15 protein-coding genes and 1 pseudogene are annotated in these 20,868 nt (G+C 62.6%); 12 read left to right on the top strand and 4 right to left on the bottom strand.

The features are described from left to right. Positions 1–4: 4 nt before the first annotated feature. From SOP95_RS23505 to SOP95_RS23495, 3 genes are all read right to left on the bottom strand, one after another. A complete protein-coding gene (locus SOP95_RS23505) occupies positions 5–1,204 on the bottom strand; it encodes an LLM class flavin-dependent oxidoreductase (protein WP_323608498.1) in 1,200 nt (399 codons plus the stop codon). A gap of 141 nt (positions 1,205–1,345) precedes the next feature. Then, a complete protein-coding gene (locus SOP95_RS23500) occupies positions 1,346–2,077 on the bottom strand; it encodes a class II aldolase/adducin family protein (RefSeq protein WP_323608497.1) in 732 nt (243 codons plus the stop codon). Positions 2,078–2,092: 15 nt separating this feature from the next. Then, positions 2,093–3,148 carry an ABC transporter substrate-binding protein gene (locus SOP95_RS23495; protein WP_323608496.1) on the bottom strand — a complete coding sequence of 352 codons (1,056 nt, stop codon included), beginning with the start codon at positions 3,146–3,148 and terminating at the stop codon, positions 2,093–2,095. Between the two features lie 438 nt (positions 3,149–3,586). Between SOP95_RS23495 and SOP95_RS23490 the strand changes: the two genes are divergently transcribed. The 12 genes and pseudogenes from SOP95_RS23490 to SOP95_RS23435 all read left to right on the top strand — a co-directional run. Beyond that, the gene (locus tag SOP95_RS23490) at positions 3,587–4,858 is read left to right on the top strand and encodes an acyl-CoA dehydrogenase family protein (protein ID WP_323608494.1); all 1,272 of its coding nucleotides are present in this window, start codon (positions 3,587–3,589) and stop codon (positions 4,856–4,858) included. A gap of 1 nt (position 4,859) precedes the next feature. After that, the gene (locus SOP95_RS23485) at positions 4,860–6,641 is read left to right on the top strand and encodes an ABC transporter ATP-binding protein (protein WP_274076174.1); all 1,782 of its coding nucleotides are present in this window, start codon (positions 4,860–4,862) and stop codon (positions 6,639–6,641) included. Continuing rightward, positions 6,634–8,502 (top strand): ABC transporter ATP-binding protein, encoded by a 1,869-nt coding sequence (locus SOP95_RS23480; RefSeq protein WP_323608492.1) that lies wholly within the window; start codon positions 6,634–6,636, stop codon positions 8,500–8,502. Before SOP95_RS23485 ends, SOP95_RS23480 begins: the two co-directional genes overlap by 8 nt. Before the next feature lie 312 nt (positions 8,503–8,814). Beyond that, positions 8,815–9,975, top strand: a complete 1,161-nt coding sequence (locus SOP95_RS23475) for an LLM class flavin-dependent oxidoreductase (RefSeq protein ID WP_274076172.1) — start codon at positions 8,815–8,817, stop codon at positions 9,973–9,975. Positions 9,976–9,995: 20 nt separating this feature from the next. Next, positions 9,996–11,048 (top strand): ABC transporter substrate-binding protein, encoded by a 1,053-nt coding sequence (locus tag SOP95_RS23470; RefSeq protein WP_323608491.1) that lies wholly within the window; start codon positions 9,996–9,998, stop codon positions 11,046–11,048. A gap of 36 nt (positions 11,049–11,084) precedes the next feature. Beyond that, positions 11,085–12,143, top strand: coding sequence for an ABC transporter substrate-binding protein (locus SOP95_RS23465; protein ID WP_323608490.1), 1,059 nt, complete (start codon positions 11,085–11,087; stop codon positions 12,141–12,143). A gap of 476 nt (positions 12,144–12,619) precedes the next feature. Continuing rightward, a complete protein-coding gene (locus SOP95_RS23460; RefSeq protein ID WP_323608489.1) occupies positions 12,620–14,887 on the top strand; it encodes a TonB-dependent receptor in 2,268 nt (755 codons plus the stop codon). Between the two features lie 24 nt (positions 14,888–14,911). Then, positions 14,912–17,374 (top strand): TonB-dependent receptor plug domain-containing protein, encoded by a 2,463-nt coding sequence (locus SOP95_RS23455; protein ID WP_323608488.1) that lies wholly within the window; start codon positions 14,912–14,914, stop codon positions 17,372–17,374. A 227-nt stretch (positions 17,375–17,601) separates the two neighbouring features. Then, entirely contained in the window at positions 17,602–18,363 is a 762-nt protein-coding gene (locus SOP95_RS23450) for an ABC transporter permease (RefSeq protein ID WP_274076167.1), read from the top strand. 9 nt (positions 18,364–18,372) lie between these two features. After that, on the top strand, positions 18,373–19,134 hold the full coding sequence (locus SOP95_RS23445; RefSeq protein ID WP_274076166.1) for an ABC transporter permease: 762 nt from the start codon (positions 18,373–18,375) through the stop codon (positions 19,132–19,134). 11 nt (positions 19,135–19,145) lie between these two features. Beyond that, a complete protein-coding gene (locus SOP95_RS23440; protein ID WP_323608487.1) occupies positions 19,146–19,940 on the top strand; it encodes an ABC transporter ATP-binding protein in 795 nt (264 codons plus the stop codon). Between the two features lie 72 nt (positions 19,941–20,012). After that, positions 20,013–20,156 (top strand): annotated as a pseudogene (locus SOP95_RS23435) (MotA/TolQ/ExbB proton channel family protein); the annotation flags it as partial. Between the two features lie 33 nt (positions 20,157–20,189). Here SOP95_RS23435 and hpaC read toward each other — a convergent pair. Continuing rightward, complete coding sequence (hpaC, locus tag SOP95_RS23430) at positions 20,190–20,702, bottom strand: 4-hydroxyphenylacetate 3-monooxygenase, reductase component (RefSeq protein ID WP_274076164.1); 513 nt, start codon at positions 20,700–20,702, stop codon at positions 20,190–20,192. Positions 20,703–20,868: the final 166 nt, after the last annotated feature.

Raw genomic sequence — 20,868 nt, 5'->3', positions numbered from 1 at the left:
CTCCTCAGGCCCGCTCGACCACGTTGGCGCGTTGTGGCACCGGCGTGTCAGCGCGCAGGCGCGGCACGTCGAAACCGTGATCAAGGTCGAGCAATGGGAACAACAGGTCCGCCACCCGGTGCGCCTCATCGATCAACGGGAAGCCGGAGAGAATGAACGCCGATGTACCCTGTGCTTCGTACTCGCGAATACGCTCGGCAACCTGCTCGGCGCTGCCTACCAGATAGGTGCCGGCCGCCGGGCCGAGGATGTTGAAGCCGAACAGGCTCGGACCCAGCCAGACGTTGGGATAGATCTGCAGGTCCCTTGCCTTGGGCAGGCGACCTGCACGGACGGCGTCGACGTTGCGCTGGATCTGCGGGTCGTCGCTGCGGAAGCTGTCCAGGGTCTCGCCCGGTGGCAGTTGCCGTTCGATGGCCGCGCGTGCGGTTTGCAGCGAGGTGCGTTGCAAGAGCTTTTCGGCGTGGGCCCAGGCTTCCTCTTCGGTCTCACGGACAATGATTTGCAGGCGGGTGCCGAACGTCAGCTCGCGACCGATTTTTGCTGCCTCGGCCGCCACTTTGCGGAATTTCTCGCCAAGTTTTGGTGGGGTGTTGGCGAAGCTCAGGTACACGTCGAGCAAATGCACGGAATGGGCAACGCCCGGCCCCGAGGTGCCGGCGCCCCACAACGGGATGCCGGGTTTCTGCCTGGGCGGATGCCAGCCACCCAATGGATGACTGGCAGCGGCCGGTGTGCGCGGTGCCAGCTTGACGTACTGGCCGTCATATCCCGAGGTATCACCGGCGTAGAAGGCCTGGAAGGCTCGCCAGTACTCGAGGCTGAAGTCATAGCGCTCATCGTGGGGGTAATGCACGCCGAGGGTAGCCAGGCCGGCATCGTTGCCGTTGACAACGTTGAACAACAGACGACCGTTGGAAAACTGATCGAAGGTCAGGGCCCACTTGGCCAACACCGCGGGCGATAACTCGCCGGGGTGCTGCGCCACCAGGAAACGCAGGCGCTGGGTGGCATCGATCAACGCGGCGGAAACGGCCAGGCTTTCGTTGGGGCTGGAGCCCAGCAGCGATCCGTAATACCCCAGGCGATCACTGGCCACGGCCAGTTGCTTCAGATGCTCGAAATCGGTTTTCCAGCGGCCCTCGGGCTCCCACGGATAAGGCCCGTCGGGGGTTGTGAGGTACCAGAGAATTTTTACAGCCATGGGCATGTACCTTGGTTATGTGTCGACCTGTGGGAGCCGGCCTGCCGGCGATGAGGCCCTCGGGCCTTGCATCAATTTCTCGGCCGCCATCGCCGGCAGGCCGGTTCCCACAGGTTTTTTGGTGGCTGGGAGATCGGCGGGTCAGGTGCGACGATCAATGGCGGGCACCAGGCCAAGCTCCGTGGCTTTTTCGTACAGCCCGCTCATCTTCCATTGCTGGGTCAGCACACCGGGACCGTAGGCGCGGGAACCGCCCAGGGCATCGGCGAGCAATTGCAGTTGCGCCCCCTCCTCGAGCAACAGGATGAATTCAGCCGTGGCGCGCAAACCCTGTTTGCCCCACACGGTAGAACCACCGTTGGCTTCCAGAATCGCCAGGTTGAAAGGGTTCTCGGCAATCCTGTCGAGGATGAAATCGACTTCCGGCTGACGTCGGTCGATGTAGACCGGCAACTCCCGGGCCAGTTGATAACGCTGCACCGGCACGTAGTGAAATGGCAGGGTGCGATGGGTCTGTGCCCAGGCGCCGAGGTACGGCGAATGCACGTGGGACACGGTGGTGACATCCGGATGCTGCTGGAACAGTCGGGTGTAGCGGCCCAAACCGCCCTTGCCTTTGCCGTAGATCACCTTGCCGTCAAAATCGGTGACCGTCGCTTGCAGTGGTTTGCGGTAGTTCCACGGACCGCCGTAGTTGACCGACACCAGCAGCTCTTCGCCGGGTACGCGTTCGATGAAACCTACCGTGCCATTGGCGGTGATGGTGTTGGTTTCACGGAACACCGTGAAGGCTTCTTCAGCCTCGATCAGCACCTTGTCGATGAAGGCCTTCAGCGCTTGGCTGATCAGTTGTTCATTAATCAGTACGGTCATGGCAGTTCTCCGGATTCAGGCGCGGCGCTTGGCCAACAGTTCATGGGCGGCTTGCAACGGGCGCGGATCGACCCAGTCGGCGATGGAAAAATCGCGTTCCAGGAAGCCGTGCAGGTAAAGGAAGTCTTTCTGGATATCGAGAAACTCCAGACGCTGTGCAGAGAGGTCCGGTGCCAGCGTGGTGTGGAATTCCCCGCGATAGGCCTCGGCGACCCCGGCGCTGCCGGCACGGGTTTCCTCTTCGAGAATGGCATTGAGTGCCTCGCGGTTATTGGCAGCCCAATCGGCGGCGCTGAGGGTTTGCGCGAGGAAACGCACCACCAGGTCGAAATGGTTGTCGAGCAGGCTCTGGTGCACGGTGATCGGACGCGGCGTTCCGTTGTTGATGCGATAGCGCGGTTCAGCGATCAGGTCCAGGTCGATACCCACCACCAGGCCCAGACGCCGTGCGGCATCGGCAGCGGAAGCACCTTTGACATAAACCGCGTCTACTTCCCCACGCACCAGGTAATCGAGACCCGACCACAGGCGCTGCAACCCTTCCTGGGGATTGGCCGCCCGCTCCTGGTCCTGCAGGGCGACCTCCACCAGTTCGACATCACCGAAACCCAGCCCGGCCAGGCTCAGTGCGCCTTTGTAACCGTGCAGGCTCATGGCACGAGCGATGCTCCCCGGGCGGGTTTCACCCCAGGCTGGAAGCGCCAGGCGCTTGCCTTTGAGATCCTGCGGGTGCTGGATGCCGGAGTCAGGACGAACCAGGATGGTTTGCCATTCCTCGATCCAGGTCAGGCCGATCAAGCGGCTCGGCGCACCGGCCGCACGGGCTGCCAGCGCCGGTACGTTACCGCCTTCGCGAAACAGTCCCGGCAGCTCGTGATCGTAGTGGTGATGCCCCAGTTGACGAGCCTCCTGCAGGGTCGAAACCGGCAGGCCGTCAGCGGCGAATTCATCGCTCAGCCAGCCGAGTTTATAGGCGATTCCGGAAGCCGTCGGCACCGGGCAACGGGTGAACCAGATCTGCTCCAGTTCTGCCGTGGTATCGGGTTGGATGTGTTTCGCAGCAAGCGTCATGAGCAGCTCCATCTGGTTGGGCATGTGACTGTTGCCCAAGCCATTGCAGTGCCCGTGCCAACAGCTGAAACCCCTGGTTTACGTGGCTTGGCGCCTGCAAGGAATTGACCAGGTGCTGCAAATTGCTGGCCTGCCAGCAGCAATGCGCATCGGCTGCTGCTGCTCGAGCAGTCGCGGTCGACAGGTTGCTTCTCCAGCAACACTACCCTTTCTCGCGCTTCACCAAACCCTGTGCCCGGCACGCTTTCAAGCCCTTGGCGCAGAACTTGCTCAAAGCCCTCTCAACACCCGAGAACACCGCAAAACCTGTAGGAGCTGGCTTGCCAGCGATTGGCCTTCAAGCCTTGCGCCGTACTCAAGGACGCCATCGTCGGAACGCCGCCCGCAGCCAGCCGGCTCCTGCAAGGTCATCAGCAGATCAACGACAGAGGGACAGCAATGAGCAAGGTCGAACACAACCCCAGCGGGCACCTGATACAGGAACAGGCACCGATCCGACTGCTGCAGAGCGAAGCTCAAGCCATTTCCGCGGCTAGGGAAATAGCTGTGGAAATCGCCGAAATCGCCGCAGACACCAGCCAGAACGGCCAATTGCCCTGGCGTCAGGCACAACTGTTGTCCGAAAGCGGACTGACCGCCATTGGCGTGCCGAAAGCGTTTGGCGGTCTTGGCGCTTCGGTGGAAACCATCGTCGAAACCGTACGCCTCATATCAGTCGCCGACGGCGGCGTCGGCCAGTTGCTGCAAATCCACAACGTCATGTTGCGCGGGATTTTCACCGGCTACAGCGATGAGATTCGCGACCGGCTGATCCGCGATGTACTCGCTGGCAAACGTTTCGGCAACGCCTTGGCGGAAGTCGGCGGCAAGAACAAGTTCGCGCTCAAGACCCGGGTCGAGCGGCGTGCCGATGGCAAGCTGATCCTCAATGGCAGCAAGTTCTACTCCACCGGTTCCTACCTTGCCGAGTGGATCTCCCTGACGGCCGCCAGCGACGAGGGCGGCGCCGGGGTGCTGCTCAACCGCAACACGCCCGGCCTGACACTGGTGGATGACTGGGAAGCCTTCGGCCAGAAGAACTCCGTCAGTGGCACGGTGATCTTCGACAACATCGAGCTCGACGAAGGCTTCGTTTCCCAGCGCAAAGGTCCGATGAAACGCACCGGCCTGACCTTCCCGCAGATTCTCCATGCCGCCATCGACACCGGCATCGCCGAAGGCGCGCTGGCGGCCGCGGTGGACTACCTCAACCACAACGCCCGGCCATGGGTGGAAAGTGGCGTCGATCACGCCAATCAGGAGCCGCACATCATCAAGCAGATCGGCGAATACGCCGTGGCCCTGCGCGGTGCGCAATCCTTGCTGCGCGATGCTGCACGGGTGTTCGACCAGCACGAACTCGACCCGGACAACAAGACTCTGCAGGACGAGCTGATTCTCTCGGTGGCCACCGCCCGTGCCCACTCCGACTCGACCTCGCTGAAAATCTCCAGCGACATTTTCTCGCTGCTCGGCGCCAGCTCATCACTGAGCAAATGGAACCTCGACCGTTTCTGGCGCAACGCCCGGGTCCACACCACCCACGACCCGGTCCGCTGGCGTCTGCATCACGTCGGCAACTACTACCTCAACGGCGTCGATCCGGGAGAGTACACCGCGATCCTCAACGCCAAGGAAAAACAGGGCGCCACCCGCCCCAAAGAGCAATGACATGATCGAAAAACACCCCCTATTGCGCTGCCTGGCGATCTACCGGGAAATGCCCTGGCGCTTTGCCCTGGTCGCGGCGCTGTTCATTTCCGTGAACCTCGCGCTGGTCTGGCAGCAATGGCTGATCGGGCATGCGGTGAACGACGTCAGCGCCGGTCGCGCCGTCGTGCGCCAGGCCGATGGCACCCTCGACGCCAGCCTGGGCTGGTACTGGCTGTGGCTGATGCTCGCCGTGGCCCTGGGTCGTGGCGTGTTGCAATACGCCGCCAGCGTGTGGTCACTGGTGCTCAGCCAGGAACTGCTGACGCGCCTGCGCGAACGCATCCTGCAACAGGTACAGAACCTGCACCTGGGTTATCACTGGCAGCACGGCATGGGGGAGATGATTACCCGCACCACCCGTGATGCCGACAAGGTTCGCGATGCCCTGATCAGCTTCTGGCGGCAGGTCGTGGAAACACCGCTGGTGGTGCTGGCGACGGTCGGCCTGCTCAGTTGGTACAACCCGCTGCTGGGGCTGGTGCCGTTGTTGCTGACGGTGGCAGGCCTGTGGGTTTTCGTGCGTCAGACCGAACGCCTGGTCAGCCTCGATCGCGCCGTGGGTGCCGCCTACGACCGGGTCAACCAGGAGCTCAGCGAGGGCATCGGCGGTGTCCGGGTAATCAAGTCCTTTGGCCTTGAGCACAGCCGCATCCAGCGTTTCGCCACGCAAGTGACGGTGTTCGCCGACCACGCCCGTCAGGCACTCGCCTATTCCAGCTCGCGGATACCGCTGCCGCAAGCCATCGTCGCCCTGGGTCATGTGTGGATCCTGGTGTATGGCGCGCATCTGGTGGCAACCGCCCAATTGGGCATCGGCGAGCTGGTCACCTCGCTGCTGATCGCCACCACCCTGGTGTTTCGCATCGAGGGCATTGGCCGCGTCATGCAGACCTTTGCGGACGCGCGCTCCAGCGCCGAGCGCATCTGGCAACTGCTGGACGAACCGGCGGCCATCCGCAGTGGCCAGGCCAGGTTGCCCGACACCCCCCTGGGATTGAAACTGGAACACGTCAATGTCAGTGCGCCCGGCGGCGGGCTGGATATTCTCCACGATTGTTCGCTGACCTTGCAGCCGGGTGAAATCGTCGCGCTGGTCGGTGCCACCGGCACCGGCAAAAGCCTGCTGGCCAGCCTGTTGCCGCGCCTGAGCGATGCCGGTTGCGGGCGCGTGTCGCTGGGGTCGGACAGCGCCGGATGGCAGGACATTCGTCAGCTGGACCTGGACGAACTCAGACGCCGGGTGCACGTGGTGCCCCAGGAAAGCTTTCTGTTTTCCGACACCCTGGCAGCCAACTTGCGCCTGACCGCACCCAATGCCAGCGACGAACAATTGCGCCAGGGTTTACGCCTGGCGGCCGCCGAAGATGTGCTGGACCGCCTGCCTCACGGCTTGGCCACGCCCCTGGGGGATCGCGGCGTGACGCTGTCCGGCGGCCAGCGCCAGCGCCTGAGCCTGGCCCGCGCGCTGCTGGGCGAGCCGGACGTGCTGTGCCTGGACGACGCCACCAGCGCACTGGACGCCATCAGCGAGCGCCAGTTGCTGAACAACATTCGCCAGCTGCGCCGAGACCAGGGTCGGGCCACCACCTTGCTGGTGATCTCCAGCAAGCTCTCGACCATTCTCCTGGCGGACCGCGTGTTGATGCTCCAGGACGGCCGGATCGCCGCCAGCGGCACACATGCCGAACTGCTCAACACCAACCCGGACTACCGCGACCTGCTAGGGATCGATCATGGCTAACCCAATCGCCGGCAAAGCCCTGAGCGACATCGAAATCGAAGAAATGCTGGCCAGGAAGGCCCTCGACCGCAGCATGTTCAGCCGACTGCTGCCGCTGCTCAGGCCTATTCGCAAACACATTTTCGCCGTCATCGGCATTGAATTGCTGCTGGTGTTCACGGTGTTCATGCGCCCCTGGTTCGTTCGTCAATTGCTCGACCACGGGCTGATCCAACAGGACGATCACTGGCTGCTCGATGAACGTCTGGTGCTGTGGCTCGGCCTGGGGCTGGCGCTCAGTTGGCTCGGGCGCTTCATGCTGGCCGGGGTTTCGCAGTACGTGGCTGGCAGTGCAGCGATCCGGGTGCTCAACGACTTGCGGGTGCGCGTCTTTGCCCATGTACAAGGCTTGAGTGTCAGCTATTTCGACCGAACCAAGGCCGGGCGAATCATTTCCCGCGCCGACCGCGACGTCGACGCCCTCGAACCGCTGCTGATCCAGGGACCGCCAGAGCTGCTCGGTGCCCTGCTGCGCTGCGGGCTGGCGGCGGTGATGCTGTGGCGGATCGACCCGCGGTTCTTCCTTAGCCTCGCTGCCACCGTGCCGTTGCTGGTGCTGGCGACCTGGAGCTTCAAGCGCATCTCCCACCGCAACTGGGCGAAGGTCGCGGAGAACCGCAGCCGCTTCACCGCCCATCTGGTGGAGAGCGTCAGCGGTGCGCGCATGCTGCAGCAGTGCGCCCGGCAAACGCCAAACCTGCGACGCTATCGCGGCCTGCTGGATGACTTCAATCAGGCGCTGGTGCGCGGCAGCCTGCGATCCGGCTGGTTCGCACCGTTCACCGCCCTGCTCAGCTCGGCCGGCATGGCGGTGCTGTTGCTGGTGGGTGCCTACGGCCTGGCGCAGGCGGATGTCACCGTTGGCCAGATCGCGGAAAGCCTGTTTTATGTGTTCCTGTTTCTCGGGCCGTTGCAGGAGCTGTCGGACTTGTTCGAGCACTACGCCACCGGCTCGGCATCGGCACAGCGAATTTTCCTGTTGCTCGACACCCGGCCCGACATCAGTGACAGCAGCACAGTGCAAAACCTTGGGCGAGCGAAAGGCCAGGTGAGTTTTGAACGCGTCGGCTTTGCCTACGATCCTGGCGCTGCGACACCGGTGATCAATGAGCTCAACCTGCACATCCGCGCCGGCGAAGTGCTGGCGATCGTCGGGCCTTCGGGCCACGGCAAGAGCACCCTGGTGCAGTTGCTGACACGTTTCTACGAGGTGCAATCAGGTGCGGTGAAACTCGATGGCATCGACATACGCGACCTCGCCCAGCAGGAGCTGCGGCGCAATATCGGCGTGGTACTGCAGGATAACGTGCTGTTCAGCGGCAGCATCCTCGACAACCTGCGCCTGGCCTCGCCCCTTGCCGACGATGCCAGTCTGATTGCGGCCGCACGAGAGCTGGGCGCGGACGAGGTGCTGGAACGCTTGCCGCATCAGTACCAGACCGAAGTCGGGCCGCTGGGCGGGCACCTGAGTCATGGCCAGCGGCAACTGGTCTGCCTGGTGCGCGCTTACCTGGCGGACCCGGCGGTACTGGTGCTGGACGAGGCGACCTCGGCGGTCGATATCCACACCGAGCGCCGTATTCAGCGGGCGTTTCGACGACTTTGCGAAGGCCGCACCGCCATCATCATCGCTCATCGCCTGGCAACCATCCGCGACGCCGACCGCATCGCGGTGATTCGTCACGGCCGCCTGGTCGAACAAGGGCCGCATCGTCAATTGATCGAGCAGGGCGGTGCTTATGCGGCGCTGTATCAGACGTACCTTCGCAGTGCCGAAGCCGGTTCATCCATTGACGAGATCGTCGCTACTGCATCGGCGTGATCGCGACCGCCATCGCCGGCAGGCCGGCCCCACAGGTCAGCGTTGTGACCCCGATTCTGTGGGAGCCGGCCTGCCCGCGATGGCGATTGCCAGATCACCTGAAAACCACCTGCTGCACCCCGAGCAACCATTGCTGACGCACTGCTGCTACAGCAGCACCCCCGCCCTCCCGCCCTCTCCACTCCCCCGCCAAACGCCCGGCCCTGCTGGCCACAACCCCGCTCGCCGGGCATGGCATGTCCGTTGCAACCACCCTGGCAAGACGTCCTCGCACCTGCGCGACGCAACGCGTATCTGAATCAGGAGCACCCCATGAGCACTGAATTTTTCTGGCGCCTGCCACTGGGCACCGATGGTCCGCAGTTGACCACCGACAAACACAATCGCGGCAACCCGGACTACCGCCCGGGTCACATTGCGCCAGGGCGCTTGCCCAATGGCGAACCCGATGACTTCACCTACATTGACTACATCGCCCAGGTCGCGAAAGCCGCAGAACTGGCCGGTTTTGAAGGCGCCCTGCTGCCCACCGGGCCAGAGCCGTGGATTGCCGCGGCGGCCCTGGCCCGGGAAACCCGGCGGATCAAGTTCCTGATCGCGTTCCAGGCCACCTGGACCCTGCCGGCCTACGCCGCACAACAGGCAGCGATACTGCAGAACCTCAGCCGTGGTCGCCTGGAGTGGAACATCATCACCGGTGGCAATCCGGCCAGTCAGCGGGCCAACGGCGACTTCCTCGAACACGACCTGCGCTACAAGCGCACCGGCGAATTTCTCGACATCATCCAGGGCCTTTGGCAAAACGAGCGTTTCTCCTACGAGGGCGATATCTACCAACTGGAGAACGGCGCCCTGCCCCACGGCCTGCACAACGAGCGCAAACCCGGCGTGTACTTCTCCGGATTCTCCGACGCCGCCCTGGATGTCGCCGCCAGGCACGCCGATGTCTACCTCAACTGGGCCGAGCCCATCGACAAGCTCAAGCCACACATCGAGCGGGTGCGCGAACTGGCGGATAAACAGGGTCGCAGCGTGCGATTCGGCCTGCGGGTCGACCTGTTCGCTCGGGAAACCGAAGAGTTGGCGTGGAAAGATCTGCGTCGCCAGTTCGACAAACTCGAAGGCAAGGGCAGCGTGGTCGCCAAGGGTTTTACCAGCGGCTCCGATTCCGTCGGCGGGGCACGGCAAACCGCCTACCACCAGAACATCGATCGCTTCGACGACCTGATCATCGGCCCGAACCTGTGGGCCGGTTTTGCCAAGGCCAAACCGGGACCGACCGTGGGATTGGTGGGCAGCCACCAGAACATCGCCGAACGCCTGGTGGAATATCGCGACGCCGGATTCTCGACCTTCATCCTGGCCGGCAATCCGCACCTGGAGGAAGCCTTGCGCATCGGCCAGGAAGTCCTGCCGCTGGTGCACCAACGCCCTGTCGCAACACCTGCGACCCACTTGAAGGCCAGCGCCTGAGCGCTGCGGGAGACTGATTGATGACCCACCCCCTCGACACCCTCTGGTACACCCGCTGCCCGGTCCCCACCGGGCTTGGCATCGCTGTGCAAAAAGGCTGGCTGCAGGAAACCGTCGGCACCCTGGGCACACAGGTCCAGTCGCTGCGCGAGTCCACCGACAAAGTGGTTCGCGAATCGCATTTCGATCACACCCTGCGCAATTCGGTACGCCACGGCGGCAACATCCCGGCCATCTGGGCCCGGGCCCAGGGTCGGGAAACCCGGGTCATCGGGCTGTCCTGGGCCGACGAAGTACAACTGATCCTGACCCGTGGCGACAGCGGCATCAACACCGTGAAAGACCTCAAGGGACGCCGCTTCGGCCTGCCGGACTGGGCGGGTGCGCAGATCGACTTCACCCGCGCCCAGGCCCTGCGCGGCCTGGAAAACGCCCTGAAACTGGAAGGCCTGCAGGTCGGTGATGTGCAGTTGGTGAACTTCCGTTATGAGGGCACCTTCAGCGATCCGCAGGTGCGCACCGTCAATGGCACGCCGATCAGTACGCAGCGGGTCGAGGGACGCAACCTTGAACTCGTCGGCCTGTTGCGCGGAGAGGTCGATGCCATTTTCCTCAAAGGTGCCAGTGCGGCGCGCCAGGCACATGAGTTCGGCCTGCACACGGTGATCGACACTGGCGCCCATCCCGACCCGCTGATTCGCAGCAACAACGGCACGCCTCGCACGCTGGCGGTGGACCTGCACCTGCTGGAAAACCACTTCGACGTCGCCAGCGGCATCCTCGATTCGGTGCTGCGCGCCGAGCATTGGGCGCACACCCATCCAGAGGAAACCCGTCGCTACCTGGCCCGCGAAACCAATAGCAGCGAGTACTGGGTCAGCGCCGCCTATGGCGACGACGCTCACCTGCGCCTACGTACCGAACTGGATGAGCAGGCGATCGAGGCCTTGCAGGATTTCACCCACTTCCTGCATCGCTGGCGCTTCATTGCGAACAGTTTTGATGTACGTGACTGGATCGATCACCGGCCGCTGCAAGGGTTGCTGGAAACAAACACCGCACTGGCAGGCTAACCCGCCAGATCTCATGGATTCGAACTGAAGGCCATTATGAGCAAACCACTCGATACGCTTTGGTATACCCACAGCCCGGTCCCCACCGGGCTTGGCATCGCGGTGCAGTCCGGTCGACTGGCGCAAGCCTTTCTGCCGTTCGGTACCAACATTCAGTCCTTGCGCGAGTCCAGTGAACGGGAAGTTCGCGAAGCCCATTACGACCATCACCTGAAAAACTCGGTGCGTCACGGCGGCAACATCCCCGCCATCTGGGCCTACGCCAGCGGCGTGCAGACCCGGGTGCTGGGACTGTCCTGGAGCGACGAGGTGCAGTTGATCCTGACCACCGCGGAAAGTGGTGTGAAGAGCATTCGCGACCTGAAGAACCGTCGTTTCGGCATACCGAAATGGGCCAACGTGCAGATCGACTTCACCCGCGCCCAGGCCCTGCGCGGGCTGGAAAACGCGCTCAAGCTCGAAGGCCTGGAGGTCTGCGATGTCGAACTGGTGGACTATCCCTATGGCGGTACTTATAGCGACGACCAGAAGCAGCATGTGTTCGGTTCGGAGGTCAGCCTCGGGGTTTCTCGCTTCAGCCGTCGCAACAACGAGCTGATCGGGCTGTTGCGCGGCGACATCGACGCGATCTTTCTCAAGGGCGCGCATGCCGTGCACCTGGCCAATGAGTTCGGACTGCAGGTGGTGGTCGATACCGGCTCCCACCCTGATCCACTGATCCGCTCGAACAATGGCACGCCCCGGACGCTGACCGTGGACACGCACCTGCTGCACGAGCATTTCGATGCCAGTGTGAAGATTGTCGATACCGTGCTGCGCACCGAACAATGGGCCTGGGCCAACCCGGATGAAACCCGGCGCTTTCTTGCACGGGAGTTGAACACCAGCGAGTACTGGGTCGCCGCCGCCTATGGCGAAGACGCCCATCGGCGTTTACGCACCACGCTCGATGGCCGCTCCATTGAAGCGCTGCAGGATTTCACCGATTTCCTGCATCGTTGGGACTTCATCCCACGCCGTTTCGATGTGCGGGACTGGATCGACTTCAGCGTGCTGGAAAATGTCATTGGCTCTACCTCTCGCTTGGCGGTTTGAGTTTTTCGTCACCAGCAATGCCGCCATCGTCGGAACGTCGCCCGCAGCAGGCCGGCTCCTGCAGTCATCACTGATCACACAAAAAGCTGTAGGAGCAAGCTTGCTCGCGATGGAGGTCAACGATGACGCGGGGAGCCTGGCACCCCGCGGTGCTCTCAGGTTTTTCGCGAGCAAGCTCGCTCCTACAGGGTCCGCATCCTTGAGGCCAATACATTGCTGGCCAGGCAACACTCCCACACTCACCGCTTGCTGCTCCAGCAACACCCGCCAAGCAACTTCTGCTGAATGTCTGGCAGACTTTTCACCTCCTACTGGATCCAACTAACAAAACCTTGGAAAACCTCAACAAACACAACTATCACAAATATTAATATCCTTTAAATACAGCCACTTAATAAAACTAACCGATCCACAAAACCTCTTGGCACGATCTCTGCTCTACCCCCACTAGTGAAACTTTATCGGGGGAGACTTAAATGCATAAACTTAATCCAATCGCCAAGAGTATCTGGCTAACCTTGTTGCTGGCCGGGGGCGGTGTCAGCGAGGGATTGCTGGCAGCCGAAACCACGGAAGCCGACAGCAGCAATACCACTACCGAACCTTCACTCAAGACCGTGACCGTCACCGCTCAACACAGGGAAGAAACCCTGCAAGAGATTCCGGTGGCGGTCTCGGCGGTACAGGGCACCAGCCTTGTCGCCGACGGCGTGCGCAACATGGGCGACATCACGACGTTCGTGCCCAACGCTTCCGCAAAAAACCCGGACGGCGATGGCCGGCCACGTTGGTACATCCGTGGCCTCGGCACCGGGGATACCGGCCCTGCGACCGTCTTCCCGGTAGGGATCTATGCCGACGACGTGTACCTGAACGCACCGATTGCCGGCGGCGGGCCGTTGTTCGACCTGGAGCGCATCGAAATCCTGCGTGGCCCGCAAGGCACCCTGTACGGCAAGAACACCACCGCGGGCGCCGTCAACGTCATTTCCAAAAAGCCGACGTTCGACACCGATGGCTTCGGCACGATCGGGTTTGGCACCAAGAACGAACGCATCGTCAGCGCAGCCCTGGGCGGTGCGCTGGTGGATGAGAAACTCGCGGCGCGGGTCTCGCTGTATTCCGAGGAGCGTGACGGTTTCCAGGAGAACCTCGTCGACGACAACACCTACGGCGACGTCAACAAGAAAGCCATACGCCTGCAGTTCCTCGCCCAGGTGAACGACGACCTGGAAGCGCTGTGGAAAATCCACAGTCGCGAATACAAAGGAGACGGCAGCAACGGCTCGCTGGCCGTAGGGCGCTATTACAACGTTGGCTATGAAAGACCCAGCGGACGCGATATCGCCATCAATGTGAATGAAGACTCCAAGCTCAACCACGATGGCACATCGCTGACCTTGAACTGGCACCTGGGTGACTACACCCTGACCTCCATCAGTGCCTATGATTACATCCGCGGTCAGTCCACCAGCGATGCCGACTACACGCCTTACGAAGTCAACGGCGCGGCGATTGCCGATAACCGATATGCGCAATATTCCCAGGAGCTGCGCCTGGCCTCGCCACAGCAGGAAACCTTGCGCTGGCTGGTGGGGGCGCATTACTTCCACGAAGACCTCGACAGCTCAGGCCAGCGCATCATCACGCCCGGGCCGACGCCCAACGGCACCGGCTCGAACCAGATCGGCGCGACCGACTTTCGTGACCTCGACTTCGACCACACCACCGATAGCTACGCGCTGTTCGGCAACCTGACCTACGACTTCACCGATGACTTCACCGTGACCGGCGGCCTGCGTTATACCCAGGAAAAGAAAGACATCGACCTCGACCTGACCCAATTGACCCGCACCAGCGCCAACGGCCCATTGGTGCCTTTGCCCGGTGTCGGCACCAATGGCAATCGCCAGGAAGCCAACACCTGGGAAGCCTGGACCTACGACCTGACGCCGGAATACCGGATCAACGACAACCTGCGGGTGTTCTTTCGCTATGCCCACGGCTTCCGTTCCGGCGGTTTCAACACCGGGCTGTCGACCAGCCTTGCGCAGCTGACCACGGTGGACCCGGAACAACTGGACGCCTACGAAATCGGCCTCAAGTCCGAATGGTTCGACCATCGCCTGACGGCCAACGCCAACATCTTCTATTACGACTACTCGGACATTCAGGTGAACCTGCTGACGGTCAACAACGGCGTACTCACCACGGCGCTGACCAACGGCGCCAAGGGTACGGTCAAGGGTGCCGAACTTGAGCTCGAGGCCCAGCCGACCGATTACCTGCACCTGCGTGCGGCGGTGTCGTTCCTGGACACCGAATACACCGACTTCAAGAACACCAACCCCAACACCGGCGTGGTCACCGGTGACTACAGCGGCAACAGCTTCGTGCGCTCGCCGCGCAACGTGGTGTCGCTCGGTGCCGACTACACCTTCCCGCTGGAGATCGGCGGCAAACTGGTGGCCGGTGGTGATGTGAGTTTCCGCGACAAGGAATACTTCCTCGCCGACCGCCAGAGCAGCGCCGACAAGACGCTCAGCCAGCCGCACTACACGTTGGCCAACACCCGCCTGACCTGGTTCAGCCCGGACGATAAAATCAGCGTCACCGGTTTCGTCAACAACGTCACCGACCGTCGCTACCAGGTTCACGGCCGTCCGAATGGCACGCTGGGCCAATACGTCATCACCTACGGCGATCCGCGCACCGTCGGCCTGAGCGTGACCAGCCGCTTCTGACCTTCGCCTGAAAGGAATTTATCCATGTTCCATCACACCCCGTTGGCCGGCGCTATCGCGCTGGTCATTGGCAGCCTTGCCGTGCCTGTGGCGGTTGCCGAAACCCGCCCCGTCGCCGGCAGCGACCACCTGGACACTGTCGTCGTGCTCGGCACCCGTCGCAGCGACGTCACTGCGCTGGAAAGCGCCGCGCCTATCGATGTCCTGTCGGGCGAACAACTGCAGCAGACCGGCGCCAGCGACCTGTCCGGCGCCCTCACGGCCCTGTCCCCTTCGTTCACGTACCCGCAATCACCCCAGGGCGCCTTTGCCGGTTCCATCGCCCAGGGCGCATCGTTGCGCGGCCTGGCGTCTGACCAGGTGTTGGTGCTGGTCAACGGCAAGCGCCGCCACACCAGCGCCAACGTCACCCGCCAGAGCCTGGTCAATGGACGCGGCGCAGCGGCGGTTGACTTGAGCCTGATCCCGTTGAGTTCGATCCAGCGCGTAGAGATCCTGCGCGATGGCGCGGCGGCCCAATATGGCTCGGATGCCATCGCCGGGGTGATCAACATCGTGCTCAAGGAAAAGGACGAGGGTGCAAACCTCGGCTACCGCTTCGGCGGTTACGACAAGGGCGACGGCATCCAGCGCAAGCTTAGCGGCTGGAAAGGTTTCGCCCTGCCCAACGACGGCTTCCTCACACTGGGTTTCGACGCCGGCAGCCAGGACCCGGCCAGCGACACCAATCCGGACAACCGGATTTTTTACCCGGGTTCCACCAGCATCAACACGCCTCGCGAGCAGAACAACCGCTACCGGACCTGGCGTTGGGGCTCGGGCAATGTGTCGGACCAATACAACTTCGCCGCCAACAGTGAAATCGGCATTGGCGAGGGTGTGACGGCCTATGGCTTTGCCACCTACTCCCACAAGAACACCGACGCCGAGGGATTCTTCGACCCACCGACGACGCTGCGCAACAACTACGGCAGCACCGCGTTGCAACGCTTTCCAGACGGCCGCCTGCCGATCACCCGCTATTCGCTGGAAGACTACGCCATGACCGGCGGCCTGCGCTACGAAGACGATTTGCTGGGCAAATTCGATTTCGCCGTCAACCATGGCGACAACACCCTGAAGTCCGACGACCGCAACGCGATCAACCCCAGCTGGGGCGTCACCAGTCCACAAAGAATCCATACCGGCGAGCGTGAGGCCGATCAGACCAACGTGACCCTCGACTGGGTGCGGGATGTCCCGACCGACCGGTTGTTCAAGCCGCTGACACTGTCCGCCGGCCTGGCCTGGCGCCAGGAGAACTACGAACTGAGCGCAGGCGAGGCCGCGGGTTGGCAAAATGGCCCGCTGTTCAATACCGTCGACCCGGTTACGGGGCGGCGCATTCCGGGTTACTACTCCGGCATTACGCAAGTCGATGCAGCCTCGCTGGATCGCAACGTACTGGGTGCCTACATCGACGTCGAAGGCCAGGTCACGGAAAAATTCCAGGCGGGCGTCGCGGTGCGCAGCGAGCACTATTCGGACTTCGGCGATACCACCAACGGCAAACTGTCCCTGCGTTACGACTTCACCCCGCAGATTGCCGCCCGCGCCACCGCCAGTACCGGCTATCGCGCACCGTCCCTGGTGCAGAGTGGTTTGTCGTCGTTCAGCGTGCAGGTGGTGGAGCAGCCACCCGGCAGTGGCAACTATGTCGAGGTGCAGCAACGCACACTGCGTGCCGACAGCCCGGAAGCGGCGTTGCTGGGTGGCAAGTCGCTGAAACCGGAAGAGTCCACCAGCTATTCGCTGGGCCTGGTGTGGCGCCCACTGCCCAATGCATCGGTGACGCTGGACGCCTACCGCATCGATATCGACAACCGCATCACCCTCTCCGACCAGCTGCCGGCATCGGTTGTCTCGCCGATCTTCGCCGGAACGCCGTACGCGAACATCCAGAGTGCGGCCTTCTACACCAACGTCGCGGACACCCGCACCGACGGTGTCGAACTGTCCGGCAACTATCAGCTGGACCTGCAGCAATGGGGACAGCTGAACCTGAACGCAGGCGTAAGCCAGAACAACACAAAAATCACTGCCCTGAGGGATGTCGGCAACATCAAGGGTTCACAGATCGTAGGCCGCACCACCCAGGGCCTGATCGAAGATGGCACCCCCGAAACCAAGCTGATCCTCAGTGCCAACTGGCTGTATGACGGTTGGGGCATCACCCTGTCCCAGCGCCGCTATGGTGAATGGAAGAGCCTCAACGCGACCAACCCGACCCTGGACCAGACCTATAGCCCGCAGTGGGTGACCGACCTGGATTTGTCCTATACCTTCAACAGGACCCTGAAGGTTTCGCTTGGGGCGATCAACCTGTTCGATACCCACCCGGACGAGGCTGACGGCGTGCAGTTGTACGGTGTACCGAAATACTCGATCACCAGCCCCGAAGGTGCCCAGGGCGCGTTCTACTACACCAGCGTCAGCTACGACTTCTGACGGGACTGCTGGTGGGGTGTTGCCCTGGCAGCAGTGGGTGCTGATCAGGCATCAATCTGCGCTGTTCATTCCGACGCCATCGCCGGCAGGCCAGCTCCCACAGGGTGGTGCATAACCTGTGGGAGCCGGCCTGCCGGCGATGGCGTCATTACGTCCAGGCAGGAACCATTGCAGCTGGCACAGCTCTTGCGATACCCCTTGGGTACTTCGCCGAAATAAGACCTGCCATGCGTACCCAACGTCTGCTCTCCTCCCTGACCTGGCTCATCTCCCCCGTTGCCCTGCTGTTGCTGTGGGCAGTGGTGGCCGAGGCCGGGATTTTTCCGCGCAACCTGCTGGTTCCACCCGCGCAGGTCTGGCACACATTCGAGGAACTGCTGGTCAGCGGTGAGCTGCTCGAACACCTGCTCAACAGCCTGTCGCGACTGGGGGCGGGATTTGCCATCGGCTCGCTGCTGGGCCTGGCTTTCGGCGTGCTCATGGCCTTGTCGAAGAACGTCGAGGTCTACTGCTCGCCGCTGTTCCACACCCTGCGCCAGATTCCCAGCATCGCGTTGATCCCGATGTTCGTGCTGCTGTTCGGCATCGATGAAACCTTCAAGATCATCATTGTCGCCAAGACCGCATTCTTCCCGGTAGCCCTGGCCGCCAGCGAAGGGGTCAAGGCCATCCCGCGCAGCTACTTCGAGGTCGCCGACGTCTATCGCCTGCGCTGGCCGACACTGGTCCGCGAAATCGCCCTGCCCGCCGCGGCGCCACCGATCATCACCGGCTTTCGCATCAGCCTGACCCGCGCCTGGGTGGTGCTGGTGGCCACCGAGTTGCTGGCCGCCGACAGCGGCCTGGGGCAGATGATCGAAATGAGCCGGCAGATGTTGCGTATCGATGTGGTGATGGTAGGCATCGTGGTCACCGGCCTCATCGGTTTCACCCTGGATTTCACCTTTCGCCAACTGGAACAGCGGCTGTTCCGCTGGCAGACCCGCTAGGAGTCGTCGATGTCTAGAATTCTCGCCAGATCCCGTGGCCTGCTGTTACCGCTGTTGTTGATCGCCGGCTGGGAATGGCTGTCGCGCCAGGACGCCGCCGGGGCCTACGCCTTCGTGCCGCTGTCGGCCATAGGCTCGGCCTTGATCGAACTGCTGGCCAACGGCGAACTGCTGGTCAATCTCTGGGCCAGCCTGGCCCGCACCAGCACCGGCCTGGCCCTGGGCATTTTCTTCGGCGTGCTGCTGGGGGTGCTGATGGCGCTTTCAACGCTGGCCAACCGGTTGATCGGACCACTGTTCCACTCCATTCGCCAGGTGCCGATGCTCGGCTGGATTCCGCTGATCGCCATGTGGTTCGGCAACGGCGAATTTTCCAAGGTGCTGATCGTCAGCCTCGCGGCGTTCTACCCGATGGTGCTCAACACGTATCAGGGCTTCAGCCATGTCGAGCAGCGCTACCGCGAAGTCGGCCAGGTGCTGGTCCTGGGTCGCTGGCAACGCTTGCGCCATGTGCTGCTGCCCGCGGCGCTGCCGAGCATCGCCACCGGCGTGTTGCACGCACTCGCGTTTGCCTGGGTCACCGCCGTCGGCAGCGAGCTGTTCCTGTCTTCAGGCGCCGGCCTGGGCAACCTGATGATGAACGCCGAAGCCGGCTCGCGCATGGAGGTCATCGTCCTCAGCGTGCTGTGCATCGGCCTCTGCGGCTACCTGATGACCCTGCTGTTCACCCTCCTGAGCCGCCACTTGCTGCGCTGGCGCAACATTCGTTGAAAGGCCACTCCATGAACGCAATTGCACAACATGCCTTGCTACACAGCACTCCCTTGCAGTCCGGCGCACTGCAGATCCGCGGCCTGAGCAAGGCTTACCGGATCGAAGGCCAACCACTGCCGGTACTGCAGAAGATCGACCTCGACGTTCGTCCCGGAGAATTCGTCAGCATCCTCGGTGCCAGCGGATGCGGAAAGTCCACGCTGCTGCGGCTGATCGTCGGGCTCGAGGCCGATTACGAAGGTGACATTGTGCTGGACGGCAAGCGGGTCGTTGCCACCAGCCTGGAGCGCGGGATCGTATTCCAGGACCACCGGCTGTTTCCGTGGATGACCCTGAGCCAGAACATTGCCCTGGCGCTGAAGAACCACCCGCTGTCCCGGGCGGAAAAGGACCGGCTGGTGGCCGAGCACATCAGCCTGGTCAACCTTGATGGCTTTGCCAGCGCCTACCCGCACCAGCTGTCCGGCGGCATGGCGCAACGGGCCGCCATCGCCCGGGCGCTGATCAACAAGCCGAAAGTGCTGTTGCTCGACGAGCCCCTGGGCGCCCTCGATGCGTTGACGCGGGTCCGCCTGCAACACGAGTTGCAACGCATCTGGGTGCAGCAACGTTGCACGGTGATCATGGTCACCCACGACATCGAGGAAGCGTTGTACCTGGGTGACCGGGTGATCGTCATGGACGCTCATCCCGGGCGGATCAAACACGAAATCAAGGTGGACCTGCCTCATCCGCGTGATCGCGCTTCGACGGTACTCCAGGGCTACAAAGAGCAGTTGCTGGAAGAACTGGTGGGCCATTGACCGCTAATGGCCGATCCGACGCGGCATGGAACAATTGAAGGTTCACAGGAGTAAAGAATGGGCAATGGCCAGAAACTGACGGCCGCCGACCTCGATGACTTCGCCCACGACTTCTACAGCCTGGCGCAAAAACATGCGTTGCGCGTGCACCTGCACCCGCTGCCGGGCAAGTCCGGCGCCAGCGTCGCCGGGCAGAAAGTCAAGGAGGCGTTCTGAGGAGCTGCCGCAGGCTGCTCCTACAAATGCAATTCAGCAATGCGCTCCGGCATGTTCCAGGCGATGGAACAAGCGGTTGAAGTACACCAGGCTATCGCGCGGCTCCCGCACGCCGACATTATCCAGCTCCACGAACATCACCGAGTGCGAACCCACTTCCTTGCACTCGCTGATCCGCCCCTGCAGTTGCACCAGGGCATCGCGCAGCACCGGCACTTCGGCGGCGCCGTCGTCCCACAGGTCCCAGGCAAAACGTTCAGCCATGGGCACCTGGGTCATGCCGGCGAAGTGACGGGCCAGCTCTTCCTGTTCGCCACACAGCACGTTGACGCACAGGCGACCGTTGGTGCGGAACACGTCGTGGGTGGCGCTGTTGCGGTTGACGCACACCAGCACCGTGGGCGGCGAGTCGGTGACCGAGCACACGGCGCTGGCGGTTATGCCGCAGCGGCCGCCCGGGCCATTGGTGGTGATGATGTTCACCGCAGCAGGCAGCTGCGCCATGGCGTTGCGAAAGTCGATTTGCTGCTGGCTCAGGTCGGCCATGTCGATGCCCCTTCCTTCAGGAGGACCGCTTTGAAGCGGCCCGTAGGTGATGGAACAAGACTAAGGCTGCGCGCGCGCTGCAACCATTCTGACGATCCCCATGGCGAGGTTGGGTTTCCGCTAGTCGACTAGGTGGTTTCTTTATCGCAAGGGCCGCCGACAGTGG

This window comes from Pseudomonas sp. YuFO8, from assembly GCF_035065025.1.
In the GTDB taxonomy this organism is placed as follows: Bacteria; Pseudomonadota; Gammaproteobacteria; order Pseudomonadales; family Pseudomonadaceae; genus Aquipseudomonas; species Aquipseudomonas putida_AE.
The sequence above is the reverse complement of the archived record's forward strand: the minus strand, read 5'-3'. Positions and strand labels throughout refer to the sequence as shown.

What these genes read in the sequence shown, in the direction of transcription:
- SOP95_RS23505 (WP_323608498.1), bottom strand. Translation starts at nt 1,204, where the DNA reads ATGGCTGTAAAAATTCTCTGGTACCTCACAACCCCCGACGGGCCTTAT.
- SOP95_RS23500 (WP_323608497.1), bottom strand. Translation starts at nt 2,077, where the DNA reads ATGACCGTACTGATTAATGAACAACTGATCAGCCAAGCGCTGAAGGCC.
- SOP95_RS23495 (WP_323608496.1), bottom strand. Translation starts at nt 3,148, where the DNA reads ATGACGCTTGCTGCGAAACACATCCAACCCGATACCACGGCAGAACTG.
- SOP95_RS23490 (WP_323608494.1), top strand. Translation starts at nt 3,587, where the DNA reads ATGAGCAAGGTCGAACACAACCCCAGCGGGCACCTGATACAGGAACAG.
- SOP95_RS23485 (WP_274076174.1), top strand. Translation starts at nt 4,860, where the DNA reads ATGATCGAAAAACACCCCCTATTGCGCTGCCTGGCGATCTACCGGGAA.
- SOP95_RS23480 (WP_323608492.1), top strand. Translation starts at nt 6,634, where the DNA reads ATGGCTAACCCAATCGCCGGCAAAGCCCTGAGCGACATCGAAATCGAA.
- SOP95_RS23475 (WP_274076172.1), top strand. Translation starts at nt 8,815, where the DNA reads ATGAGCACTGAATTTTTCTGGCGCCTGCCACTGGGCACCGATGGTCCG.
- SOP95_RS23470 (WP_323608491.1), top strand. Translation starts at nt 9,996, where the DNA reads ATGACCCACCCCCTCGACACCCTCTGGTACACCCGCTGCCCGGTCCCC.
- SOP95_RS23465 (WP_323608490.1), top strand. Translation starts at nt 11,085, where the DNA reads ATGAGCAAACCACTCGATACGCTTTGGTATACCCACAGCCCGGTCCCC.
- SOP95_RS23460 (WP_323608489.1), top strand. Translation starts at nt 12,620, where the DNA reads ATGCATAAACTTAATCCAATCGCCAAGAGTATCTGGCTAACCTTGTTG.
- SOP95_RS23455 (WP_323608488.1), top strand. Translation starts at nt 14,912, where the DNA reads ATGTTCCATCACACCCCGTTGGCCGGCGCTATCGCGCTGGTCATTGGC.
- SOP95_RS23450 (WP_274076167.1), top strand. Translation starts at nt 17,602, where the DNA reads ATGCGTACCCAACGTCTGCTCTCCTCCCTGACCTGGCTCATCTCCCCC.
- SOP95_RS23445 (WP_274076166.1), top strand. Translation starts at nt 18,373, where the DNA reads ATGTCTAGAATTCTCGCCAGATCCCGTGGCCTGCTGTTACCGCTGTTG.
- SOP95_RS23440 (WP_323608487.1), top strand. Translation starts at nt 19,146, where the DNA reads ATGAACGCAATTGCACAACATGCCTTGCTACACAGCACTCCCTTGCAG.
- hpaC (WP_274076164.1), bottom strand. Translation starts at nt 20,702, where the DNA reads ATGGCCGACCTGAGCCAGCAGCAAATCGACTTTCGCAACGCCATGGCG.